A 24458-nucleotide genomic window follows, 5' to 3' on the forward strand; every position below is an offset into this window, starting at 1 on the left:
ATGGAACGCTGCCTGGCCCCCGCACGCGCCGCCAGCCTGCGGGCGGCGCTGCCCGTTTGGCGGGAGCGGCATGGCGGCCAGGCATGGCCACAAGCGCAGGATGCCGCATGAGTTTTTCCGGTCTGCTGGTACAACTGCTCAACGGCCTGGCCGGCGCCTCGTCGCTGTTCCTGGTGGCCGCCGGGCTGTCGCTGATTTTTGGGGTTTGCCGCATCGTCAACTTTGCGCACGGCTCCTTCTACATGGTGGGCCTGTATGCAGCCTATGCGCTGGCCGAGGCCATGGCGCCTCTAGGGGGCGGCTGGGGTTTCTGGCTGTCGCTGCCGCTGTCGGCCATCGCCGTCGGGCTGCTGGGCGGCCTGGTCGAGGTGCTGCTGCTGCGCCGCATCTACAAGGCGCCTGAGTTGTTCCAGCTGCTCGCCACTTTTGCGCTGGTGCTGGTGATCAAGGATGCGGTGCTCTGGCTGTGCGGGCCTGATGAGCTACTGGGCCCGCGCGCGCCGGGGCTGGGCGGTGCGGTCGATATCCTGGGCCGCGCCTTTCCGAGCTATGACCTGTTCCTGATCGCGGTCGGCCCGCTGGTACTGGGCGCCACCTGGCTGCTGCTGCACCGCAGCCGCTTTGGCATGCTGGTGCGCGCCGCCACGCAGGACCGCGAAATGGTCGGCGCGCTGGGCGTGCGCCAGGCCTGGCTGTTCACGGCCGTATTTGCGCTTGGCGCCGGCTTGGCCGGGCTGGGCGGCGCGCTGCAACTGCCGCGCGAGCCCGCCACGTTGGAGCTCGATCTGCAGACTATCGGCTCGGCCTTTGTCGTCGTGGTCGTCGGCGGCATGGGCTCGCTCACCGGTGCCTTTGTCGCGGCCCTGCTGGTGTCCACCGTCAAGGCGCTGTGCATCTGGCTCGGCGTGGTGCAGATCGCCGGCATCGAGATCGCGTTTCCGCAGCTCACCCTGGTTGCTGATTTTCTGGTGATGGCCGTGGTGCTGGTGCTGCGCCCCTGGGGCCTGCTGGGCCAACCGCAGGCGGCCAGCCGCAGCCAAGGCCTGCGCGAGCAACCGCTGCGTGCGCCGCCGCCCGCTTTGAAGGCCGCGGGCGCCGCGGTGCTGCTGGCCCTGCTGGCACTGCCCTGGGCGGTGGATGCGCAGTCCTACACCCTGGTGCTGGTGGTGGACCTGGTCATTGCCGCGCTGTTTGCCGCCAGCCTGCATTTCCTGATGGGGCCGGCCGGCCTGCACTCCTTTGGCCATGCGGCCTTCTTTGGCCTGGGCGCCTATGGCGCAGCGCTGCTGCTGAACGCGGCCGGCCTGCCGATGCTGTGGGCACTGTTGCTGGCGCCGCTGCTGGCGGCCTTAGGCGGCGTGCTGACCGGCTGGTTTGCGGTGCGGCTAACGGGTGTGTATTTCTCGATGCTGACCCTGGCCTTTGCGCAGATCATCTGGGCCACCACCTTCCAGTGGGATTCGGTCACCGGCGGCAGCAATGGCCTGACCGGTGTCTGGCCCGCTGCCTGGCTGGAGGACAAGCGCTGGTTCTACCTGCTGACCCTGCTGCTGGCCACCGCCGGCGTGCTGGCGCTGTGGCGGGTGCTGTATGCCCCGCTGGGCTATGCGCTGCGCGCCAGCCGCGATGCGCCGCTGCGCGCCGAGGCCATCGGCATTGCGGTAGCCAAAGTGCAGTGGATGGGCTTTGTGCTGGCCGCCTCGGTGGCCGGGCTGGCGGGTGCCTTGTTCGCGTTCTCCAAGGGCAGCATCTCGCCGGAGACCATGTCGGTGGCCAAGTCGGTCGATGGCCTAGTCATGGTGCTGCTCGGCGGTGTGCAGACCTTGGTTGGCCCGATTCTGGGCGCCTTCAGCTTTACCTGGCTGCACGATGCCGTGGCGCGCAACACCGACTACTGGCGTGCCACGCTGGGCGCGGTGATTCTGTTGCTGGTCTTGCTGTTCCCGCAGGGCATTGCCGGTTACGGCAAGCGCTGGTGGCAGTGGCTGCTGCAGCGGCGCGGAGCCTAAAAAAACCCCGCCAAGGTGCGCGGGGTGGAGTGTGTTGGAGCGGGCCTGATCAGCTGTTGCAGGCCTTGCTGCCCTTGGCGGGCTGGATGCCCTTGGCCTTGGCATCTGCCAGGGTCATGTACTCGCCTTGCTTGGTGGTGCCGTAGTAGCGGTCGCCTTGGCAGTGGTAGATCTTGGAATTGGTATTGGCCCAGACCTTGCCGGCGCCGCCGCCTGGGGCGGGGGTCTTGGTCTTGGTTTTGTCTGCCGCCGCTGCAGGCGCTGCTGCAGCAGCAGCGGGGGCCGCTGGCGCGGCCTTGGCGGCGGGTGCCGGTTTGGCGGCCGGAGCCGTGCCTGCTGCCGGTGTTTGGGCAAAGACGGCCGCCGTGCCGCACAGCGCGATACCGCTGATCCAGGCTTTCCAGGTGTTGCGCATAAAACTCTCCTGTCTTTATGTTGGTCGGGTGCCAGGCCTGCGGGGCCATGGCATCTCCATGCTGCGGCGGGCGTGTGCAAAAAACAAGCGGGTCAATGCGAATTGAAGTTTTATATCGTTGGTTATTTTGTAATTTGTTGTTTTTATTGAGTTTTTGTATCAGCACTGGCTGCCGGTCGATCCATGCCGGGGTAGAGGCGGTCCAGCGCCTCGTGCAGGCATTCACCCAGCTGCAGCTGCAGCGCCTGCAAGTGGGCGGCGCGCGCCTTGTCGCTCAAGGCGGCGTCGGGCGCCCGGCTGCCCAGCGCCTTCCATAGCTGCTGCCACTGTGTGGCGCGGTGCTGCACGGCAGCCTGCACCGCCTCGCTCCACTGCGCCGGCGCGCTGGGGCTGGTGTAGCGCCCGCGTCCCCGGCCAAAGTGCGAGATCACCAGGTATTTGAGCAGCAACTGCCCGGTCAAGGCACTGAGGTACTCGGGGGACAGGTGAAAGCGCTGGGCCTGCTGGTCGAACATCTTGTTCGCGCTCCAGGCGGCACCGGCAAAGGTGACGGCGCCCACGAGTGCACCCACCAGCGCACCGGCGCCCAGCGTCATGCCGCCGGCGACCATGTCGGCCCCCAAGCCTGTGGCTGCGCCGGCTGTCAGCGCACCCCAGAGGCTGGCCGTCTGCGGGTCCAGCGGTGTGCTGGTTTTCAGGTGGTCCTTGAGCTGCTGCTGGAGCTGGCTGGCCGCCTGGCCATCGAGCTGGTGCAGCTCCAGCAGCGCCTGGGTGCTGGCCAGGTCGGCCTGCTGCAGCGCCTGGGTCAGCCGTTGCATCGCAGCAGTCTGCTCGGGGCTGAGTTCGGCGCCCTCAGCACCGCTGCCCCGGATCGCCTGCGCGACCGAGCCGCTGACCTTGTTCCAGGCGCGCTGCCAGAGCTTGTTGTCGCTGGCCTGCACGGTCTCCTGCGCGGTGGCCGCCAGCAGCAATTGCTCGGCCAGGGCCTTCAAGCTGGCCGCTTCGCGCTGCTGCTGGCGCGCGGCGCGGGTCTGCAGCAGGCGCTGGTAGGCGGGCTGTTTGGCATCGGGCAGCAGCGGTGCGATGGACTGCATCACCTGCTTTTCATGCCACCAGCTGCGGGTAAAGGCGTCGAGCACCTGCACCGAGCGGACGGTGCCGGCAAACTCGGCCGTCGCGGTGCGCCAGCGCTGCAGGTCGGCGGCGGTCTGCGCTGCGCTGGTGTCGCTGCCAATTTGGTTGAGCAGCACCAGCACCGGCTTTTCCATCCACTGCAGGATGCACATCTCGCTGGCCCAGTAACCGGCGTCGGCCGGGTCTTCGGCGGCATTGACCAGGTAGAGCATCACATCGGCATGGTCGCGTGCAGCCTGCAACGCGCGCTGGCTCATGTAGAAGGGCTTGTCGCGCCAGCGGTCCCAGACGTTCGACAGAAACCAGCCCAGCGGGTTGCCCTGCTGCTTCAGGCGGTTGTAGAGCCGTACCGAATCGCCAAAGCCCGGCGTGTCCCAGAGCCATAGTTCGTCGCCTTGCTCGGTGCGCTGCAGCAGATAGCGCTGCGATTGGCTGGTGACATGGGCGGCATCCTGCACTTCGCCAATGTCCTCGGCCACCAGGGTGCGGGCCAGGGTGGTCTTGCCGATGTTGGTGTGCGACAGCAGGCACCAGGCAATCGACTGGTCGCCGGCACCGGCGGCATCGGGTGCCAGTGCGGCGGAATGCTGGAGGTCGTTCGTGGTCTCGGTCATCGTGCGGATCTCGTCAGGTGCCGGTGGTGATCAGCTGGGCATGGATGCCATGCTGGCGGGCAAACTCCTGCCACAGCGCTTCGCGCTCCTGCAGGCGGCGGGGGGCGCCGGCATTGCGGGCGGCAAAATCGCTGCCCCAGAGCCAGAGCTGGCCGTTGGCGCCGTGGCGGTTGTGCAGCTGGGTGAGCAGCTCGCCATGTACCTCGGCCTCGGGCGTGGCCGACAGGCTGACCAGCACCACCGCCTGCGCGCCTGCGGGCACATCGATACCGGGCAGCGCCGCGCCATAGGCCAGGGTGGGCAGCCAGTCCACATGGGCGCCTGCGCCATAGAGGCTGATCGCATGGTGGCCGATCGCCGCGCGGCGCTCAGGCGTCACATCGATGCTGAAAGGCAGCAGCACCAGGCGCGTGGCCAGGCCGCCAAAGTCGCGCTGCAGGCGGGCAAAGTAGGCCTGGTTCAGCGGCAGCTGCAGGTGCTGGCGGCGCCAGCGTGCACGCAGCCCCTGCCACAGGGCCAGCAGCAAACGCGGTACCACTACGGTGGCGCCCAGCAAGGCGGTATAGGCCCAGACCCAGCGCTCGCCCACATAGGTGACCGGCGCGCTGAGCACACCGGGCTGCGGCGCCTGGGCCGCTGCCGATTGGTACTGTGCCGGCATGCTGCTGGTCACCCAGCCTTGCAGCGCCTGGATGTCGGCCAGGCTCCACGGCGTTGTCCATCGCAGCCACTGGGTGGGGGCAAACAGGATGTTGAGCCAGTGCTGCACCTGCGCGGCCGACAGGAAGGTGCTCTCCCAGCCGACCTGGTATTCCTTGGTCAGGCCGGTAAGCCACAGCGAGGCCAGTGCGCCAGCTGCCACCAGCGCCGCGCCCAGGTGCAGCCACTGCAGCCACTGGGCGTTGCGCACGCCTTCGCTGGCCTGCCACCAGTTGCGCTCAAAGCGCAGCGCCATCTTGCGCAGTCCGCTGCCGCGCAGCGCGGGCATGGCCTTGCCGCGCAGGCGTGCCAGCCAGCCGGGGTGTTCGTCGGCGGTTGCGGTGGGTGTGTCTTGGCTGCCAGCGGGCAGCTGGGCCGGCTCCCAGAGCGCCACCCGGGCGGGCTGGCGCCGCGCCAGGCCCACCATGCTGCGCACCAGCAACACCGCATACATCAGCAGGTTCCACAGCACGATGCCCATCAGCGACAGCGACAGCAGATCGACCCGGTGCGGATCGGTGATGCGGTGGCTCGCAAAGCCCAGGCACAGCGCCAGCAGGCCGATGGCCAGCGGCGTCCAGCGCGCCAGGCCCGGGGCATGCTGCCACAGCTGGCGCACATCGGCGGGCAACTGGCTGGCCTGGATGATGCGCTGGGCGCGCAGCTGCAAAAACTGGGCAAAGGCGGCCTGGCCGGCCTTGCCACCCAAGGCGGGCTTGCCCAAGGTGTGCAGCACCTCCTGCGTGATGGCCTCGCAGCGCGCAGCGCTGGGCAGGGCCTCATGGGGCGGCGAGGTTTCGATGGCATGGGCCAGGGCGATGTCACGAACGGCGTCAGCTTTCATGGCAGCTATTGTGGCACCGGGAAAACCTGCAAGCTGTAGCCGGGGACGCTGTGGTATCAACGAAGCTTTGCGTTCACAGAGACACCACAGATGACAACAATGATGAACTTTGCCGAGATGCCCGATGCCAACGGTTTCTTTGGTGACTACGGCGGCCAGCTGGTGCCCCCGCATCTGAAAAAGGCGATGGACGATATCGCCGAGGCCTACGAGCAGATCGTGCAACGCCAGGATTTTCAGGACGAGCTCCAGCACCTGTTCCAGGACTATGTGGGCCGCCCCAGCCCCATCTTCCATGCCCGGCGCCTGTCGCAGCAGCTGGGCGGCGCGCAGATCCACCTCAAGCGCGAAGACCTCAACCACACCGGCGCACACAAGATCAACCACTGCCTGGGCGAGGCGCTGCTGGCCAAGTTCATGGGCAAGACCAAGGTGATCGCCGAGACCGGCGCCGGCCAGCATGGCGTGGCCTTGGCAACGGCCTGCGCGCTGGTGGGCATCCCCTGCGAGATCCACATGGGCCAGGTCGATATCGAGAAGGAGCACCCCAACGTCACCAAGATGCGCATCCTGGGCTGCAAGCTGGTGCCGGTGACCTTTGGCCAGGCGACGTTGAAGGAGGCCGTCGACAGCGCGTTTGAGGAATACCTCAAGGACCCGACGAACTACCTCTATGCGATCGGCTCAGTGGTGGGCCCGCACCCGTTTCCGAAGATGGTGCGCGACTTCCAGTCCATCGTCGGGCGCGAGGCGCGCGAGCAGTTCCAGACCCGCCATGGCAAGCTGCCCGACTATGTCGCGGCCTGCGTGGGCGGCGGCTCCAATGCGATGGGCATCTTCAGCGCCTTCCTGGCCGATGCCGGTGTCAAGCTGGTCGGTGTGGAGCCGGCGGGCGAGGGCGTGGACCAGCCGGGCAAGCATGCCGCGACCTTGTCGGTGGGCAAGCCCGGTGCCATCCATGGCATGAAATGCTATGTGCTGGAGAACGCCGATGGCAGCCCTGCGGCCGTGCATTCCATCGCCTCGGGCCTGGACTACCCCGGTGTGGGCCCGCAGCACAGCTACCTCAAGGACCTGGGCCGGGTCGACTACCAGGCGGTGGACGACCAGGCCTGCCTCGATGCCTTCATGACCCTGTCGCGGGTCGAGGGCATCATCCCGGCGCTGGAAAGCGCCCATGCCGTCGCATGGGCCATGCGCATCGCGCCCCAGCTGGACAAGGGCTTGAACATCCTCGTCAACCTCTCGGGCCGGGGCGACAAGGACGCCGATTACGTGGCCAGGAAGCTGGGGCTCTGAGCGGGCACAGCGTCCACCCAGGCCGAAAGCCAGCCAAAGGGAGCGCAAGCTCCCTTTTTTTGCGTCCGCATTGCGCTGCCTGCGGGCTGCCGCCGCCTCGGTACCCGGGTAAATACGCTTCTGCTATTTGGATATGTCTATTTAGTATTTGTAGATTGCATACTCAATAGCTCAGAATGCGGTTTTCGCATTCAATACCCATGGAACTTCGCCAGCTTGAGGCCTTCGCGGCCGTGATCTCGACCGGCAGCGTGACGGCCGCCGGCCGCATGCTGGGCCGTTCGCAGCCCGCGATCAGCCGCCTGGTGCAGGAGCTGGAGCAGGAGATTGGCTATGCGCTGTTCAGCCGCAACGGACCGCGCATCACCCCGAATGAGCAAGGCTTTCTGCTGTACGAGGATGTGGCCCATGCGCTGCACAGCCTGCAGCAGATCCGCCAGCGCGCCCGCGAGATTGCAGGCGGCAGCCAACGCCCGCTGAACCTGCTGGCCACGCCGGCGCTTGCCGCGGGCTTGGTGCCTGCGGCGCTGGCGCGGCTGGAAGGCGCGATGGCGCAGAGCATTTCGCACATCCAGCTGCGCAGCGCCTCGCCCGAGCAGGTGGCCCAGGGTGTGCTGACCGGTGCCGCCCAGCTGGGCGTGAGCAGCCTGCCGCTGGAGCACCGGGGCCTGCAGGTGCACTGGATTGGCCGCGCTGCCTGCGTGGCGGTGCTGCCCGAGGGCGACCCGCTGGCCGCACTGGACGTGGTACCCCTCGCCGCGCTGGCCGAGCGCCGCATCATCACCATGGCCAACCCCTACCGCTTGCGCGGCCGCCTCGATGAGGCCTTTGCCGCTGCCCGCCCGGGCGCGCAACCCGGGCAGACCCAGTTCATGGAAACCAATGCCTCGGTGAATGCGATGGCTGCGGTGCGCGCGGGCCTGGGTGTCTCGGTGCTGGAGCCGGTGACGGCGCTGGGCCTGCCGCTGCAAGGCGTGGTGGTGCGCCCGCTCGATACCGACATCCCCTTTTTGTTTGGCGTGGTCAGCCAGCAGGCCACGCCTTGCACGCCGGCGATGGATGCGCTGTGCCAGGCCTTGACCGAGGTGGCGCAGGCGCTGCTGCCCGGCTTTGTACTGCATGACGCGCGAGAGCACGCCGCGCTGCTGGAAGAAATGCTGCCAGAGGGCCAGCGGCCCGCTGCTGGCGCGCAAGAACCTTGAGAGAACCACGCATGAACGACGACCGCCAATTGCCGCCCGCCGGGCTGGCTGCACTCGAAGCACGGGTGCGCCAGGACCTGGCCTGGCTGGACCTGCCCGCCAAGGACTGGGTGCCCGAAACCGCGCTCGAGGGCGAACCGGTACTGCCCGTTGCCATCATCGGCGGCGGCATGTCGGGTCTGGCCGCGTGCGCGGCGCTGCGCTTCATGGGCGTGCCGGCCGAGATTTTTGACCAGTCGCCCGCCGGCTTTGAAGGCCCCTGGGCGACGACGGCGCGCATGGAAACCCTGCGCTCGCCCAAGCAGCTCACCGGCCCGGCGCTGGGCAAACCGGCGCTGACCTTCCGCGCCTGGTTCGAGTCGCAGTTCGGCCTGGAGGCCTGGGAGGCGCTCGACAAGATCCCGCGCCTGCAGTGGATGGACTACCTGCGCTGGTACCGCCAGGTGCTGGCGCTGCCGGTGCACAACGGCCACAAGGTGCTGGCCGTGCGCCCGCGCGGCGCCGATGGCGTGGTGCAGCTCGATCTGGAGACCCCCGACGGCGCGCGCAAGGTGCTGGCGCGGCATGTGGTGCTGGCCACCGGCCGCGACGGCCTGGGCGGCGCCTATGTGCCCGAGATGGCGCGCAGCCTGCCGCGTGACCGCTGGGCCCATTCGTCGGACAGCACCGATTACGCCCAGCTGGCCGGCAAGCGCATCGGCGTGGTGGGCGCCGGTGCCTCGGCGATGGACAGTGCTGCCACGGCGCTGGAGAGCGGCGCTGCCAGCGTTGATCTGCTGATCCGCCGCAGCGATATTCCGCGCGTCAACAAGGGCAAGGGCGCTGGCAGCCCGGGCCTGACCCATGGCCATCTGCACCTGCCCGACGACTGGAAGTGGAAGATCCGCCACTACATCAATGTGCAGCAGGTGCCGCCGCCCCGGGGCAGCACCTTGCGCGTCTCGCGCCATGCCAATGCCCGCTTCAACCTGGGCTGCGCGATCGAGCGCATGGAATGGACCGGCGACGAGATCTGCGTGCACACCTCCAAGGGCGTGTTCCACCTGGACTTTGTCGTGTTCTCCACCGGCTTTCGCATCGACTGGAATGCGCGCAGCGAATTTGCCCCCTTTGCGGCCCATGTGCGCAACTGGGGCGACCGCTTCCGCCACCCCGAGGGCGAGGACGACCAGGAGCTGTCCGACTCGCCCGACCTGGGCCCGGCCTTCGAGCTGCAGCCAAAGATTCCCGGCGCCTGCCCGGGGCTGGAGCGCATCCATGCGTTCTCCTACCCGGCGGCGCTGACGCATGGCACGGTGTCCGGCGATATTCCTGCGATCAGCGTGGGCGCCGAGCGCCTGGCACAGGGCATCAGCAGCCGCCTGTATGCCGAAGATGTGCAGTGGCATTTCGAGAAGCTGCAGGCCTTCAGCGACCCCGAGGTGTTTGGCGATGAGTGGACGCCGGCCGAGCCGCCCGGCCAGACCGCCGCGCTGCTGGACAAGGCGGACGCACCATGATCGGCTGGCTGCTGCGCCGCCTTGCGCAGGCCCTGGTGGTGGTGCTCTTGATGACGGTGATCGTCTTCGTGGGCCTGCATGCCATCGGCAACCCGGTCGATATTTTGATCGGCCAGGACGTGGACCAGGTCGAGCGCGCGCGCATCATCGCCCAGCTGGGCTTTGACCAGCCGCTGTGGCGCCAGTACCTGGGCTTTGTCGGCGGTGCGCTGCAGGGCAACCTGGGCGTGAGCTTTGTCTACAACGTACCGGCGATTGAGCTGATTCTGCAGCGCCTGCCGGCCACCCTGGAGCTGGCGATTGCCGCGCTGGTCATCGCCGTGGTGCTGGGCGTGCCGCTGGGCCTGCTGGCCGGCCTCTACCCCGAGAGCTGGTTTTCCAAATCCATCATGGCCGGCAGCATCGTGGGCTTTTCACTGCCCACGTTCTGGGTCGGCCTGATGCTGATCATGACCTTCAGCGTCTCGCTGGGCATGCTGCCGTCGAGCGGGCGCGGCCAGACCGTGGAGTTTCTCGGCGCGCAGTGGTCGTTTCTGACGGCTGACGGTCTGCGCCACATGCTGCTGCCGGCGATCAACCTGTCGCTGTTCAAGATCTCGCTGGTGATCCGTTTGACGCGCGCCGGTGTGCGTGAAGTGCTGCCGCTGGACTATGTGAAGTTCGCCCGCGCCAAGGGCCTGTCGCCGCTGCGCGTGGTGGGCCTGCATGTGCTGCGCAATACGATGATTCCGCTGGTCACCGTGCTGGGCCTGGAGCTGGGCTCGACCATCGCCTTTGCGGTGGTGACCGAGAGCATCTTCTCCTGGCCGGGCGCCGGCAAGCTGATTCTGGACAGCATCAATGCGCTGGACCGCCCCGTCATCGTCTCCTACCTGGTGGTGGTGGTCTGCCTGTTCGTCACGCTCAATCTGATCGTGGATATCTTGTACAAGGTGCTCGACCCCCGCGTGCGCCTGGAGGGCGCAGCATGAGCGGCACCAACACCCCTGCGAACACCCCCGTGGGCACGGCCCCGGCAGCGGCGCTGCGCCAGCCTTCGCCCTGGCGCGCGCATGTGGCGGATTTCATGGCCTCGCGCCTGGCGCTGTTCGGCCTTGTCGTCGCCGTGGTGCTGATTCTGGCGGCGCTGGTGGCGCCCTGGATCACGCCGCAGAACCCCTATGACCTGCAGCAGCTCGACGTGCTCGATGCACGCCTGCCGCCAGGCTCGGCCAATGGCATGGACAGCTTCCACTACATGCTGGGCACCGACGGCCAGGGCCGCGATCTGTACTCTGCGATTCTCTATGGCCTGCGCATCAGCCTGCTGGTGGGCGTGGGCTCGGCGCTGATTGCCGGCGTTGTGGGCACCTTGCTGGGCCTGCTGGCCGCCTATGCCGGCGGCAAGACCGACACGATCATCATGCGCGTGGTCGATCTGATCCTGTCCTTCCCCTCGATCCTGGTGGCGATGATGATCCTTGCCTACCTGGGCAAGGGCGTGGGCAATGTGGTGCTGACCCTGGTGATCCTGGAATGGGCCTACTACGCCCGCACCGCACGCGGCCAGGCCCTGGTCGAGCGCCGGCGCGAGTATGTCGAGGCGGCGCGCTGCCTGGACATCCCCAACTGGCGCATCATGGTGCGCCACATCCTGCCCAACTGCCTGCCGCCGCTGATTGTGATCGGTACCCTGCAGATCGCCCGCGCCATCACCTTGGAGGCCACCTTGAGCTTTCTGGGCCTGGGCGTGCCGGTGACCGAGCCTTCGCTGGGCCTGCTGATCTCCAACGGCTACCAGTTCATGCTCTCGGGCCAGTACTGGATCAGTTTTTACCCCGGCATTGCGCTCTTGGTCACCATCGTGGCGATCAACCTGGTGGGCGACCGCCTGCGCGATGTCCTGAACCCGAGGAACACCCGATGAGCAGCGTGCCCACCTTGCAGGTGCGCCATCTGCGCACCGAGTTTGCGACCCGCGCCGGCACCCTGCGCGCGGTCAATGATGTGTCCTTCACCCTGGAGCGTGGCCGCATCCTGGGCCTGGTCGGCGAGTCCGGCTCGGGCAAGTCCGTCACCGGTTTTTCCATCATGGGCCTGGTCGATGCACCGGGCCGCGTGACCGGCGGTGAGGTGCTGTTCCAGGGCCGCGACATCACCAAGATCAAGCCGCGCGAGCTGCGCCAGCTGCAGGGCAACCGCATCGCGATGATCTTCCAGGACCCGATGATGACGCTCAACCCCGTGTTGCGCGTGGACACGCAGATGATCGAAGCGGTGCGCGCCCATACCTCGGCCAGCAAGGCCCAGGCACGGGAGCGGGCTCGCGAGACCCTGGCGATGATGGGCATTGCCAGCCCCGACGAGCGCCTGCAGGCCTACCCGCACCAGCTGTCGGGCGGCATGCGCCAGCGCGTGGCCATTGCCACGGCGATGCTGCACCGGCCCGATCTGATCATTGCCGACGAGCCCACGACGGCGCTGGATGTGACCATCCAGGCGCAGATCCTGTCCGAGGTGCAGAAGCTGGCGCGCCAGCAGGGCACCTCGCTGATCTGGATCACGCACGACCTGTCGGTGGTGGCCGGTCTGGCCGACGAAGTGGCCGTGATGTATGCCGGCCGCATCGTCGAGCAAGGCGGCGTCGATGCCGTGCTGGACAGCCCGCTGCACCCCTATACGGCCGGCCTCATCGGCAGCCTGCCGGCCAACAACCGGCGCGGCAGCCGCCTGCAGCAGATTCCTGGAATGACGCCCAATATGCTGCAGCTGCCGCCGGGCTGTGCCTTTGCCGCGCGCTGCGCCCGCGCCACCGCTGCCTGCCAGGCCCAGCCCGAGCAGACCGAGCCGCTGCCCGGCCGCCTGGTGCGCTGCTTCCACCCGGCGCTGGCCGCCAGCGCCCCCAGCAACCTGGGTGCCACCGCGCCGCAAGGCCTGGAGGCCCGCCCATGAACGAGATGACGAATACCACAGCGGAGGGCAGCGCCGCAGACACCCCGGTGGTCGAGCTGCGCCAGGTCAGCAAGCGCTTTGGCGAGCACAAGCCCGGCCTGGGCGGCCGCCTGCTGCAAAGCCTGGGGCTGGAAAAGCCCCACCCGGTGACCCGTGCGGTCGACCAGGTCGATCTGCTGGTGCGCCCCGGTGAGGTGGTGGGCCTGGTGGGCGAATCCGGTTGCGGCAAGTCCACCCTGGGCCGCATGGCGGCCGGGTTGCTGCCGCCGTCCGATGGCGAAGTGCGCTTTTCCGGCAAACCGCTGGCGGCGCTCACGCCAGCCGAGCGCCATGCCGAGCGCCTGCGCATCCAGATGATCTTCCAGGACCCGTACGCCAGCCTGAACCCGCGCCTGCGCGTGGACGAGATCGTTGGCGAGGCGGCCCGCATCCATGGCCTGGTGGACCAGGCCGGTTTTGACGACTATGTCTGCGCGCAGATGGAGCGCGCCGGGCTCGACCCCGCGCTGCGCAGCCGCTACCCGCACCAGTTCAGCGGCGGCCAGCGCCAGCGCATCGGCATTGCCCGCGCACTGGCGGTGCAGCCGCACATGCTGGTCTGCGATGAGGCCGTTGCCGCGCTCGACGTGTCGATCCAGGCGCAGATCCTGAACCTGTTCATGGACCTGCGCGAGCAGCTGCACCTGACCTATCTGTTCATCAGCCATGACCTGGGCGTCGTCGAGCACATCTGCGACCGGGTGGTGGTGATGTACCTGGGCCGCGTGATCGAGACTGCGCCGGTCGAAGAGCTGTTTGCCCGGCCCAACCACCCCTACACCCAGGCCTTGCTGGCCGAGGTGCCCAACATGAACGCCCGCCACAAGACCTACTCGGCCATCCAGGGCGAAATCCCCAGCCCGCTGAACCCTCCCAGCGGCTGCCACTTCCATCCGCGATGTCCGCGTGCGATGCCGCGCTGCACGGTGGAAGCGCCCCAACTCAAGGGCATCGCCATCCAGCACCAAAGCGCCTGCCATTTGAACGACGCCTGAACGCTCAGCTGAGCGCCACCTTTTTATCCGCATTCTTTGCACCGTTTTCACAGTTTCACCAGGAGTTCGCCATGAAACGCATCATCGTCTCTTCCCTCACCGCTGCCCTGATGGGCGCTGGCCTGGCTGCCCATGCGCAGACCTTGAACATCGGCTTTGCCGACCCGGTCTCGTCGATGGACCCCCAGCTCAACAACCACGCCGGCGACCGCTCGGTGGACCTGCACTTCTGGGACCTGCTGGTCCAGAACAACTACAACAAGCTGCAGCCTGGCCTGGCCGCCAGCTGGAAGAACCTGGACCCCAAGACCTGGGAGTTCAAGCTGCGCACCGATGTGAAATGGCAGGACGGCAAGGCCTTCAGCGCCGAAGACGTCATCTACTCCTACCAGCGCGCGCGCGGCGTGGCCGGCAGCGTGGCCACCTTTGCCGGCTACCTGCGTACCGTCGAATCGGTGACCGCCAAGGACCCGCACACGCTGATCATCAAGACCAATATCCCCAACCCCGATCTGCCGCTGAACCTGGCTTCGGTGCACATCGTCAGCAAGCATGTGGGCGAGAAATCGGCCACCGAAGACTACAACGCGGGCAAGGCCATGGTCGGCTCGGGCCCCTACAAATGGGTGTCCTACACGCCGGGCGACCGCGTGGTGATGCAGCGCAACGATGGCTACTGGGGTGACAAGCCGATCTGGGAGAAGGTCAACTACCGCTACATCAACAATGCCGCATCGCGCACCGCCGCGCTGCTGGCAGGCGATGTGGATGTGATCGACAAGGTCTCGGTCTCCGACCTGGCGCGCCTGAAGAACGCGCCCAACGTCACCGTCTACCCCTACGACGGCCTGCGCGTGATGCTGCTGCAACCGAGCTTCAACCCGGCGCCCAATGCCTTCATCACCGACAACGCTGGCAAGCCGCTGCCCAAGAACCCGCTGCTGGACCAGCGCGTGCGTGAGGCGCTGAACCTGGCGATCAACCGGGGCGCCATCGTGGACCGCATCCTGCAGGACGCGGCCACCGAGGCCAACCAGTGGATGCCCAAGAACACCTATGGCTACAACCCCGACATCAAGAACATTCCGTTTGATGCTGCCAAGGCCAAGAAGCTGCTGGCCGATGCCGGTTTCCCCGAAGGCTTCAAGCTGACCATGCATGTGCCCAACGACCGCTACCCGCAAGGCCCTGAGACGGCCCAGGTGGTGGCCCAGTTCTGGACCCGCATTGGCGTGAAGACCCAGGTGGAGGTGGTGCCATGGGCCGTGTACTCGGGCCGCGCCAACAAGAACGAATATGCGATGAGCATGCTCGCCTGGGGCAATGGCACCGGTGAAGCCAGCTATGCGCTGGTGAACGTGCTGGCCACGGTCGATGCCAAGAAGGGCCTGGGCGCCTCCAACTGGGGCCACTACAGCAACCCGGCGGTGGACAAGGCGCTGACCGAATCCACCGAAGAGTTCGACATGGCCAAGCGCGAAAGCATTCTGCGCCAGTCGGCCAAGGTGGTGTCCGATGATGTGGGCATCATCCCACTGTTCCACTACCGCAATATCTGGGCCGCGAAGAAGGGCCTGAAGGTCACCCCGTTCAGCAGCGACCGCACCACCGCATCGATGGTGACCAAGGTGGCACCCTGATGGCCCAGCTGTCCATCACGGTTGACCAGGCGGACGCGCTGATCGATGTGGCACGCCACATCCGTATCGAAGGCGCCCAGCCCGGTGAGGCGGTAGAGATCCGTGCCGAGACCCCGCGCAGTGGTGTGCTGTGGCGCGCGCAGGCGCGCTTCATCGCCGATGCGCAGGGGACCGTGGATCTAAACCGCGATGCCCCCGTCTCCGGCAGCTATGCCGGGGTCGATGGCATGGGTCTGGTCTGGTCGCAAAGCCCGGTGCAATCCTCCAGCCGCGAGCTGTTCAACCAGCCGGTGACCGATGCGCTGGTGACGACCTTGCAGGCCAGTTCTGGCACTGCGCAGGCGCAGGCCCGCTTCAGCCAGCAGCTCGCTGCGCCCGGCGTGACCCGCCGCGAGGTGCGCGAGGACGGCCTGGTCGGCACCCTGTACCTGCCCGCCGGCCCCGGTCCGCACCCGGCGGTAATGATCGTCAATGGCTCGGGCGGCGGCATCAACGAGCCGCGCGCCGCGCTCTATGCATCGCGCGGCTATGCGGCCTTTGCACTGGCGTATTTCAAGGCGCCGGGGCTGTCGCCCTACATCTCCAACACCCCGTTGGAGTATTTTGAAAAAGGCCTGCAATGGCTGCGCCGCACGGTGCAACCGGCGCATGACTTTGTCGCGCTCAGCGGCCAGTCGCGCGGCGGTGAGCTGGTGCTGCTGCTCGGGGCGACCTTTGCGCAGCAGGTATCGGCGGTGGTGGGCTATGTGCCCAGCGCGTTTGTGCACAGCGGCCAGAACGCCTGCGACCCGCAGGTGGGCCGCGAAGGCCCGACCTGGCTGCTGGACGGCCAGCCGCTGACCCACATCTGGGAAAACAACCGCACTGCCAGCTGGGCCCCGTTTGACGAAGGCCCATCGCCCCACCGCCATGAGCGCGCGATGCGCACCGCCTTGCTCGATGCCGAGGCGGTGGCGCGTGCGCGCATCCCGGTGGAGCGCATCCAGGGCCCGGTGATGCTGCTGTCGGCCACCGACGATGGCTCCTGGCCGTCGAGCGTGTATTCGCAGATGGTGCGCGACAAGCTGGCCGAGGTGCAGCACCCGCACGATGTGCAGTGGCTGGACTTCGAGCGCGCCGGCCACGCCATCCTGTTCCCCTATGTGCCGACCACGCAGCTGGTCTATGCGCACCCGGTCTCGGGCAAGGTCAGCACCGGCGGCGGCAACCCGGCCGACAACGCCCATGCCGATGCCGCGTCCTGGCAGGGCGTGCTGCAGTTTCTAGCACGTGCGGTGGCGGCCCATGCCGGCGCTGCAAAAACATAACCAAGGAGTCTTGCATGTCCACATCCCCCAGCGATGACCTGATCGACCGGCTGGTCGGTCTGGCACCGGGCAGCCGCACCTACGCGGCCCGCCACCAGCGTGAAAAGGTGGTGGCTGCCACCCAGGGCAGCTACCAGGCCCTGTTTGACCCGGCGCTGCCGGGCATCAGCCTGGCCGAGCGCCTGCTGGTCGCGCTCTATGCCTGCCGCCTGACCCCCGCCCCCGAACTGGTTGCCCACTACCGCGAACGCTTGCAGCAGCTGCCGGTGGATGCCGCACTGATCGCCGTGGCCGAGACCGGCCAACCCCAGGATGCGCAAGACCCGCGCCTGGCAGCGATGCTGGCCTTTACCCGCACCCTGATCGAGAACCCGATCGACGGCGACAAGGCCGCGCTGGAAACCCTGCCAGCCGCAGGCATCAGCACGCCGGCCGTCGTGGCACTGTCGCAGCTGATCGCGTTTCTCTCGTACCAGGTCCGCCTTGTGGCCGGCCTGCAAGCCATGAAAGCATCCGAGGAGGCCACCGCATGAGCACGCCCGCCGCATTCCAACCCGCCCAGGTCATCCGCGCCCACGGCTTCACCAACGAATCGCTGGAGTGGAAGGCCTGGCTCGATGTGGTCCAGCTCGACCAGGCCACGCCCGACCAGATGGCCGTGCTGGAGGAGAGCCACCCCAAGGCCAAAACCTCGGACTACTACCTGTTCCTGGTGCACCAGCCGCAGATCCTGCGCGAGCGCTCCACGGCCTTCAACGCCATCATGTATGCGCCCGGCGGCCTCTCGCGTGCCGAGCGCGAGCTGGGCTCCACGGTGGTATCGCGCATCAACGGCTGCGTCTACTGCGCCTCGGTGCATGCGCAGCGCTTCGAGCAGCTGGCCAAGCGCAGCGACACCATTGCCCAGGTGTTCGAGCAGCCCGCCACCGCCGGCACCACCGCGCGTGAAAAGGCCATCGTGCAGTTCTCGATCAAGATCACCGAGCAGCCCGCCGCCATCAACGCCGCCGACATCGACGCGCTTAAGGCCGAGGGCCTGAACGACGGCGAGGTGCTGGACCTGCTGCACTCGGACGCCATCTTTGCCTGGGCCAACCGCCTGATGCTGAACCTGGGCGAGCCGCTGATGCCGGAAGCCTGAAGCGGCTTAGTGCGCTGATATGCCATCCCCCATCGCTCTTTGCCGGGCGATGGGGGTTGTTTTTTGGGATAGTTGAGGTAAGCGCCCGCTGGAACATCAGCGCCGGTAAGCAGCCCCCGGGTGGCTGGCCGGCAGCAGCTGGCCCCCTGCCGGAAAAAGCTTTTCGCGCAAGGACCCTTCCGCATAGCGCGTCTTGAACATGCCCCGGTTTTGCAGCTCGGGGATCAGCAGATCGACGATGGCGTCCAGGCTCTCGGGCATGACGGTGCGCACGAGGTTGAAGCCATCGATATCGCTCTCGGCGACCCAGTGGGCCATCTGGTCGGCGACATCGGCCGGCGAGCCGATGAAGACCGGCGCCCGCGCACCGACCGGGCTGAAATCGAGCAGATCGCGCACCTTGGGCGGTTGTGGCGTGTTGCGGGTCAGGTGCTCCACGGTGGACTGGATGGCATTGGTTTTCGCGAAGGGCAGCACATCGTCCAGGCCGAGCCGGGACAGGTCCATGCCGGTCCAGCCCGAGACCAGCGCCAGCTGGCCGGCACTGTCCAGGTAGCGGCGGTACTCGTCGCGCAGGTCCTGGGCTTCAGCGTTGGTGGGCGCAACGATCACGGTGGCGCCCAGCAGGGCGAGCAGATCGTAGGGATCGCGGCCGGCGTCGCGTGCCGAATCGCGCAGCGCCTTGACCGACTTGGCGGCCGCCGCAGGCGTGGGGCCATTGATGAAGCAGGCCTCGGCATGGCGGCCGGCAAACTGCTGGCCGCGCGCGGAGCTGCCGGCCTGGTACAGCAAGGGTGTGCGCTGGGGCGAGGGCTCGGCCAGCGCCCGGCCATGCACGCGGTAGTAGGGGCCGTCGTGCGCTACCGCATGCACGCGCTCGGGGTGGCTGAACACGCCGCTGTCCTTGTCGCGCACGGCAGCACCGGCCTCCCAGCTGCCTTCCCAGAGCTGGTAGATCGCGGCCATGAAGTCTTCGGCCACGTCATAGCGCTCGTCATGGTCGCGCAGGCTGTCGCGCCCCAGGCCGCGCGCGCCGCTCTCCAGGTAGCCGGTGACGATGTTCCAGCCCAGGCGGCCATGGGTCAGGTGGTCCAGGGTGCTGAAGCGCCGCGCAAAGGAGAAGGGGTGGTCGTTGCTCAGGCTCGACGTCACGCCAAAACCGATGTGCTCGGTCACCAGCGCCATCGCCGAGATGAGCATCGTCGGGTCCAGCTGCGGGGACTGGGCGCCGGCCGCCAGGGCCGCATCGGCATTGCCTGCGTAGACGTCGTAGATGCCGAACACATCGGCAATGAAGATGCCGTCGAGCAGGCCCCGCTCTGCGGTGCGGGCCATGTCCGCCCAGTAGCGCAACTGGTGGTATTGCGCCTGGTTGTCGCGCGGGTGCTTCCACAGGCCCGCCCAGTTGTGGGAGGGCGCAGCCATCTGGAAGCTGTTGAGGCGCAGTTCACGCCGGGGCTGTCTGCTCATGCGATGGGATCCGTCACGGTGCTTTCGGTGCTCAGGCCTGTGCGGCGGTTTCGCTGACTGCCGGGCTGGCCAGGGGCGCGGTCTGCACCTGCAGGATGTCGTTGAAGCGGTTGAAGGCGCCGCACAGCGCGGTGCGCCAGGTCAGCTCGACAATCTGCGCTTCGCTGAAGTGCTGGTGCAGGCGCACAAAGATCTCGTCGCGCGTCTGGCTCCAGTTCCGGGTCACCGCGATCGCGTACTCGACCACCAGGCGGTCCACCTCGTTCAGTTCGGGGTGGTTGGCGTAGTCCAGCAGCGTTCGCACGCCGTCCGCCGACAGGCCTTCGACCTGCAGCTTGGGGCCGTGGTGGTCGATGCAGTACTCACATTCATTGAGCAGCGAGACGGTGACGATGGCCAGCTCGGTGTAGCGCTTGGGCAGCACCGCCTCCTGGCCCAGCTGCAGCAACAGCGCCCAGGTCTGCGAGAAGATCGGCAGGCGCTGCGCCATGACGCCGGCCTGGTCGGCAAAATCGCCAGCGGCCAGCATGCGGTCCCACAGCGGTTGCTCTGCGGCGGGCAGGTCGTCGCGGGATTTGCGGGTGATTCGGGTCATGGTGAGGTTCCTTGAGAGCGGGGGCCCAGCCGGTATTCCGGCAGCAAGCCGTTGGGTTTGAAGATCAGCATCGCCAGCAGCAGCACGCCGACCAGCGACAGGCGGATGGCGGCCAGCTGCGCGCCATCGAGCCAGGGGATGACGCCGGCCAGCATGCGGCTGCCCTCGAGCAGCAGGATCACCGTGAAGCCGGCAACCAGCACGCCGGCATGGCTGCCGCGCCCGCCCAGGATCACCGCCATGAAGGCATAGGCGGTCAGGATGGTGGTGAACTGGGTCGGGTCGATATAGGTGTAGTAGAACGCGTGCAGGCTGCCGGCAATGCCCAGGATGGCGCCGCCCAGCGCAAAGCTGCGCGCCCGCACCCAGAGCACGTTCTTGCCCAGTGCCTCGGCCACGCCCGCGTCCTCGCGCGTGGCACGCAGCAGGCGGCCGAAGGGCGAGCGCGCCAGACGCTGCAGCACCACAAACACCAGCGCCAGCCAGACCAGGCAGAAGCCCAGAAAGAACAGGTCCCGCCAGGCTGTGGGCACCAGGTCGGCAAACGGCCGCACGATGTTGGGGATGCCCAGGGTGCCCCGGGTCAGCCACTCCTCGTAGCTGATGAAGAGCCGCAGCGATTCGGCAAAGCCCAGCGTGACGATGGCCAGGTAGTCCTCGCTCAGCCGCACCGAGATCAGGCTGACCAGCGCACTGGCCGCCGCCGTCAGCAGCAGCGCCAGCAGCATGGCGGTGAGAGGCGGCACACCCTGCATCTCCAGCAGGCTGCAGGCATAGGCGCCCAGCATGTAAAAGCCGAACAGGCCAAAATTGACCAGGCCGCCCAGACCCCATTGCAGGTTCAGCGCCAGGCCCGACAAGGTGGCAATGACCACCAGCACCAGGGTTGCAATCAGATAGCTTGTCATTTGCGCACCCACTTGGCGCCAAACAGGCCGTGCGGCCGCAGCAGCAGTAACAAGGCCATGACCACAAAGGCCACCACCGTGCGGTAGTGGGGCGCCAGGAACAGGGTCGCCAGCTCTTCGGTCACGCCCAGCAGCAGCGCGCCGGCTACTGCCGCCATCGGGCTGCCGATGCCGCCCAGGATCGCGGCGGTGAAGACCGGCAGCAGGTAGTTCCAACCCATCTGCGGGTCCACATTCGAATCCAGGCCGATCAGCACACCCGACAAGGTCGCCATCGCGGCGGCCAGCGCCCAGACGGCGGCCGTCACCTTTTTGCGCGAGATCCCGCGCACATCCGCCAGATCGGGGTTGTCGGCCACGGCCTGCATTGCCCGGCCCAGGCGCGTGAAGCGGAACACCAGCCACACCAGCGCCAGCGCTGCCAGCACGCAGGCCAGGGTGATGAGCTGCTCCTGGTTGACGCGCAGACCGAGCAGACGCGCAGGCCGGGCGATCTCGACCCCAAAGCCGCGCGGCGCATTGCCGGCGACCAGGCGCACCAGGTTCTCCAGCACCAGGCCCAGGCCGATCGAGGCCACCAGCAAGGTGACGCCCGAGCGCCCACGCAGCGGCGCAAACACCAGCCTGTCGAGCAGCAGCGCCAGCGCAATGCTGAGCGCCATGCCGGCAGCCACTGCCAGCGGCAAGGGCCAGTTCAGCGGGCCGTTGAAGGCATAGACCAGGTAGGCGCCGGTGGTCACCATCGCACCAATGGCGTAGTTGGCAAAGCGCAGCACGCTGAAAATCAAGGCCAGCGACAGCGCCGGCAACGCAATGAGCAGGCCCGAGACCAGGCCGTTGAAGATGAGCTGCGCCAGCATCAGTGCGCCCCCAGATAAAGACTTTGAAGTTGGCCGTTGGCCAGCAGCTCCTGGCTGCGCGCGCGCGCCCGTACCTGGCCGGCCACCAGCACCAGGCCCTGGTCGGCAGCGGCCAGACCCAGGCGGGTGTTCTGCTCGATCATGAACAGGGTGACGCCGGTTTGCGCCACGCGCTGCACCACCTCAAACAGGCGCGATGCATTCAACGGCGACAGACCGGCCGAGGGCTCGTCGAGCGCCAGCAGGCGGGGCGATGGCATCAGCGCCGCGCCCATGGCCACCATCTGCCGCTGGCCGCCGCTGAGCAAGCCGGCCGCCACGTTCAGCTTGGGAACGATCTCGGGAAACAGCGCCAGCACCGCATCGAGCCGCTGGCGCAAGGCCTTGGCGCCACCGCTGGCGATGAACTCATGGCCGAGCTTGAGGTTGTCCAGCACCGAGAGGTTGCGGAACACATTGGCCTCCTGCGGCACATAGCCCAGCCCCAGGCGCGCGCGGCCCGGTGCGTCGATGGCGGTGATGTCGCGGCCGTCCCAGAGCACGCGGCCCGACTGCGGGCGGATCAGCCCGGTGACCACGCGCATCAAGGTGGATTTGCCCGAGCCGTTGGGGCCGACCACCACCAGGCTGGAGCCGGGTGCGACATCCAGGCTCACGCCATGCAGCACGGCGCGCGCGCCATAGCCGGCCACGATGTTGTCCAGACGCAGTTCGGCGCTCATGCCACACCTCCGAGGTAGGCTTCGACCACCTGCGCATGGGCAGAGACCTGCGCAAAGCTGCCCTGGGTCAGCACCTTGCCCTGCGCCAGCACATACACCGGGTCGCAGAGGGCGGCAATCATGTCCATGTTGTGTTCCACGATGGCAAAGCTCATGCCCTCGGCCTGCAGGCTGCGGATAAAGTCCGCAATCTCGCCGACCAGCACCGGGTTGACACCGGCTGCCGGCTCATCGAGCAGCACCAGCCGGGGCTTGAGCATCAGCGCGCGGCAGAGCTCCAGCAGTTTCTTCTGGCCGCCCGAGAGGCTGTCGGCCCGCTCATGCGCCAGGCGCCATAGGCCCACGCGCTCCAGCAGGGCCTGGGCCTGCGCCATCGCCTGGGCTTCATGCTGGCGCGCAGCAGCGGTGTTCAGCAGCGCATGCCAGAGCTTTTCTCCGGGTTGCCGGGGGGCGGCGAGCAGCAGGTTCTCCAGCACGGTGAGCGCGCCCATCTCGCGCGATATCTGAAAGGTACGGGTGAGGCCGGCCTGGGCGCGGCGGTGCACGGACCAGTGCGTGATGTCCTGCCCGTCGAACAGCACCCGGCCGCCCTGGTGCGCCTGCTGGCCACCGAGCACATTGAACAACGTGGACTTGCCCGCGCCATTGGGCCCCACCATGCCGGTGATGCCCCCGCGCGCAATGCGCAGGTGGGCACCGTCGAGGGCGGTGAATTCGCCGAAACCTACATGAACATCCTGAACCGTGAGCAGATCGTCTGTCTGCAGGCTCATTTGGTGGTGCCCACCAGCTTGCTCACGCCATTGAGCACGCGGTAGTGGCCATAGTCCAGGTCCACCTGGTCGCCATTGGGCGCAAAGCGGAAGTCCGCCGTCGCGCCGGAGTAGCGGAAAGGCTTGCCTGCGCGGATCAGTTGCAGGCCCTGCACGGGGTCGTGCACATCGGGGCCCTTGGTGTTGACCACGTTGGCGATTTCCTTGCTGAAGTCGGCTGCCTTGGCACTCTTGGCCTTTTCGATGGCCAGCGCCAGCACATTGATCTCGTCGAACACATTGGCGCCAAACGCGACGATCGTGCCTTCGGGCTGCTGGGTCTGCTTCAGGTAGAGCTGGTAGCTGGCGTTGTTGCCCACCGGCGTGGCCTGCACATGGTTCACGCCCTCTGCGGCGGCCTTGCCCACGTTCTGCACAAACTTGCCGCCGCTGTCGGCCGCATGGCTGAAGGTGTAGAGCTTGCTTTCGTAGCCGCTGCGGTAAATCTCGCGCACGATGGCGCTGAACTCGGGGATATAGCTGGGCAGGAAGACCGCATCGGGCTTCTTGCTGAAGATCTTTTCCACCTCGGCCCGGTACGAGGGCTGGTTGGGGTTGAAGTAGAGGGTGTCGAGCACCTTGCCGCCCTGCTGCGTAAAGCGCTCGGCAAAGGGCTTGACGGTGCTGAGCGTGAAGGGCGTTTGCAGCACCAGGATGGAGGCCGTCCTGGCGCCATCCTTGTAGGCCACATTGGCAAAGGCCTGGCCCCAGTTCTTGCCATTGGTCTGGAAGCGCCAGACCAGGCCCTTGTTGTCGCCTTCGGTCAGCTCATCGGCCGAACCCACGGGCAGCAAGGCCACGCTTTTCTCCAGCGCCACCGGGCGCACGGCCAGCGCCACGGCACTGCTCCACACGCCGGTGATCGCCACCACGCCGTCCACATCGATCAGCTTGCGCGCGGCGGACACCCCGGCGGTCGGTGTGGTCTCGTCATCGGCCACCACGATCTCCAAGGGCCGGCCCAGCACACCGCCATGGGCATTGATATGGGCAGCGGCGGCCTTGGCCGCCGTTTCCTCTTCCTTGCCATAGGCGCCGCCCGATCCGGTCAGCGGCGCCAGCAAGCCGATACGGATGGGAGCACCGCTGGGGGCGCTGGCTGCGCCTGCAGCACTGGCACCGGCCACCACACACAGCGAGGCCATCGCCACGCCCAAGACTCGCCACTGGCCCAATTTGCTCACGCCCATATCCGCTTTCAAAAACCCGCCAGTCGCAGCAGGGCTGCGCGGCGCAAAAGGGGGGATTGTGCAAAGGCAGCGTTGCGGGAGGAACTAATTTTTCTGACTTAGCAAACGCGTTTTTTGCATAAGGGCGGGGATG

General features: G+C 67.2%; 22 protein-coding genes. 12 read left to right on the forward strand and 10 right to left on the reverse strand.

Annotation, left to right across the window (positions count from 1 at the left end; translation table 11 throughout):
- Positions 1–107: 107 nt before the first annotated feature.
- Complete coding sequence (locus AB7A72_RS16970) at positions 108–2009, forward strand: ABC transporter permease (protein WP_369460653.1); 1902 nt, start codon at positions 108–110, stop codon at positions 2007–2009.
- Between the two features lie 49 nt (positions 2010–2058).
- On the opposite strand, the gene AB7A72_RS16975 is transcribed toward AB7A72_RS16970, so the two are convergent.
- The 3 genes from AB7A72_RS16975 to AB7A72_RS16985 form a co-directional block, all read right to left on the reverse strand.
- Positions 2059–2424, reverse strand: a complete 366-nt coding sequence (locus tag AB7A72_RS16975; RefSeq protein ID WP_369460654.1) for a signal protein — start codon at positions 2422–2424, stop codon at positions 2059–2061.
- Between the two features lie 143 nt (positions 2425–2567).
- Positions 2568–4172 (reverse strand): DUF3482 domain-containing protein, encoded by a 1605-nt coding sequence (locus AB7A72_RS16980; protein ID WP_369460655.1) that lies wholly within the window; start codon positions 4170–4172, stop codon positions 2568–2570.
- A gap of 13 nt (positions 4173–4185) precedes the next feature.
- A complete protein-coding gene (locus tag AB7A72_RS16985; protein ID WP_369460656.1) occupies positions 4186–5715 on the reverse strand; it encodes a DUF2868 domain-containing protein in 1530 nt (509 codons plus the stop codon).
- Between the two features lie 90 nt (positions 5716–5805).
- Between AB7A72_RS16985 and trpB the strand changes: the two genes are divergently transcribed.
- The 11 genes from trpB (at position 5806) to AB7A72_RS17040 (ending at position 17768) form a co-directional block, all read left to right on the forward strand.
- Entirely contained in the window at positions 5806–7014 is a 1209-nt protein-coding gene (gene trpB, locus AB7A72_RS16990) for a tryptophan synthase subunit beta (RefSeq protein ID WP_369460657.1), read from the forward strand.
- Between the two features lie 200 nt (positions 7015–7214).
- Positions 7215–8216 carry a LysR family transcriptional regulator gene (locus tag AB7A72_RS16995; protein ID WP_239810183.1) on the forward strand — a complete coding sequence of 334 codons (1002 nt, stop codon included), beginning with the start codon at positions 7215–7217 and terminating at the stop codon, positions 8214–8216.
- A gap of 11 nt (positions 8217–8227) precedes the next feature.
- Complete coding sequence (locus AB7A72_RS17000; RefSeq protein WP_369460658.1) at positions 8228–9715, forward strand: SidA/IucD/PvdA family monooxygenase; 1488 nt, start codon at positions 8228–8230, stop codon at positions 9713–9715.
- Positions 9712–10686 carry an ABC transporter permease gene (locus AB7A72_RS17005; protein ID WP_239810185.1) on the forward strand — a complete coding sequence of 325 codons (975 nt, stop codon included), beginning with the start codon at positions 9712–9714 and terminating at the stop codon, positions 10684–10686. The genes AB7A72_RS17000 and AB7A72_RS17005 overlap by 4 nt, the downstream gene beginning before the upstream one ends.
- Positions 10683–11621: an ABC transporter permease gene (locus AB7A72_RS17010; protein ID WP_133856797.1), complete on the forward strand. Its 939-nt coding sequence runs from the start codon at positions 10683–10685 to the stop codon at positions 11619–11621. Before AB7A72_RS17005 ends, AB7A72_RS17010 begins: the two co-directional genes overlap by 4 nt.
- The gene (locus tag AB7A72_RS17015) at positions 11618–12646 is read left to right on the forward strand and encodes an ABC transporter ATP-binding protein (RefSeq protein WP_369460659.1); all 1029 of its coding nucleotides are present in this window, start codon (positions 11618–11620) and stop codon (positions 12644–12646) included. Before AB7A72_RS17010 ends, AB7A72_RS17015 begins: the two co-directional genes overlap by 4 nt.
- A gap of 5 nt (positions 12647–12651) precedes the next feature.
- Complete coding sequence (locus AB7A72_RS17020; protein ID WP_369460725.1) at positions 12652–13680, forward strand: ABC transporter ATP-binding protein; 1029 nt, start codon at positions 12652–12654, stop codon at positions 13678–13680.
- Between the two features lie 71 nt (positions 13681–13751).
- A complete protein-coding gene (locus AB7A72_RS17025; protein ID WP_369460660.1) occupies positions 13752–15320 on the forward strand; it encodes an ABC transporter substrate-binding protein in 1569 nt (522 codons plus the stop codon).
- A complete protein-coding gene (locus AB7A72_RS17030; RefSeq protein ID WP_369460661.1) occupies positions 15320–16627 on the forward strand; it encodes an acyl-CoA thioester hydrolase/BAAT C-terminal domain-containing protein in 1308 nt (435 codons plus the stop codon). The genes AB7A72_RS17025 and AB7A72_RS17030 overlap by 1 nt, the downstream gene beginning before the upstream one ends.
- A gap of 14 nt (positions 16628–16641) precedes the next feature.
- On the forward strand, positions 16642–17160 hold the full coding sequence (locus AB7A72_RS17035) for a CMD domain protein (protein ID WP_312414092.1): 519 nt from the start codon (positions 16642–16644) through the stop codon (positions 17158–17160).
- On the forward strand, positions 17157–17768 hold the full coding sequence (locus AB7A72_RS17040) for a peroxidase-related enzyme (RefSeq protein WP_239810191.1): 612 nt from the start codon (positions 17157–17159) through the stop codon (positions 17766–17768). The genes AB7A72_RS17035 and AB7A72_RS17040 overlap by 4 nt, the downstream gene beginning before the upstream one ends.
- 96 nt (positions 17769–17864) lie before the next feature.
- Here the strand turns inward: AB7A72_RS17040 and AB7A72_RS17045 are convergent, their stop codons facing one another.
- From AB7A72_RS17045 to AB7A72_RS17075, 7 genes are read right to left on the reverse strand one after another with little or no spacing between them, the layout of a single operon-like run.
- The gene (locus tag AB7A72_RS17045; protein ID WP_369460662.1) at positions 17865–19238 is read right to left on the reverse strand and encodes an LLM class flavin-dependent oxidoreductase; all 1374 of its coding nucleotides are present in this window, start codon (positions 19236–19238) and stop codon (positions 17865–17867) included.
- A 31-nt stretch (positions 19239–19269) separates the two neighbouring features.
- Positions 19270–19833 carry a carboxymuconolactone decarboxylase family protein gene (locus tag AB7A72_RS17050; RefSeq protein WP_369460663.1) on the reverse strand — a complete coding sequence of 188 codons (564 nt, stop codon included), beginning with the start codon at positions 19831–19833 and terminating at the stop codon, positions 19270–19272.
- Entirely contained in the window at positions 19830–20741 is a 912-nt protein-coding gene (locus tag AB7A72_RS17055) for a branched-chain amino acid ABC transporter permease (RefSeq protein ID WP_239810193.1), read from the reverse strand. Before AB7A72_RS17055 ends, AB7A72_RS17050 begins: the two co-directional genes overlap by 4 nt.
- Positions 20738–21601, reverse strand: coding sequence for a branched-chain amino acid ABC transporter permease (locus AB7A72_RS17060; protein WP_312414074.1), 864 nt, complete (start codon positions 21599–21601; stop codon positions 20738–20740). Before AB7A72_RS17060 ends, AB7A72_RS17055 begins: the two co-directional genes overlap by 4 nt.
- Positions 21601–22323: an ABC transporter ATP-binding protein gene (locus AB7A72_RS17065; RefSeq protein ID WP_369460664.1), complete on the reverse strand. Its 723-nt coding sequence runs from the start codon at positions 22321–22323 to the stop codon at positions 21601–21603. The genes AB7A72_RS17060 and AB7A72_RS17065 overlap by 1 nt, the downstream gene beginning before the upstream one ends.
- Complete coding sequence (locus AB7A72_RS17070; RefSeq protein WP_312462272.1) at positions 22320–23096, reverse strand: ABC transporter ATP-binding protein; 777 nt, start codon at positions 23094–23096, stop codon at positions 22320–22322. The genes AB7A72_RS17065 and AB7A72_RS17070 overlap by 4 nt, the downstream gene beginning before the upstream one ends.
- Positions 23093–24319: an ABC transporter substrate-binding protein gene (locus AB7A72_RS17075; protein ID WP_369460665.1), complete on the reverse strand. Its 1227-nt coding sequence runs from the start codon at positions 24317–24319 to the stop codon at positions 23093–23095. The genes AB7A72_RS17070 and AB7A72_RS17075 overlap by 4 nt, the downstream gene beginning before the upstream one ends.
- Between the last annotated feature and the right edge of the window lie 139 nt (positions 24320–24458).

This window comes from Comamonas sediminis, from assembly GCF_041107495.1.
Lineage (GTDB): Bacteria > Pseudomonadota > Gammaproteobacteria > Burkholderiales > Burkholderiaceae_C > Comamonas > Comamonas sediminis.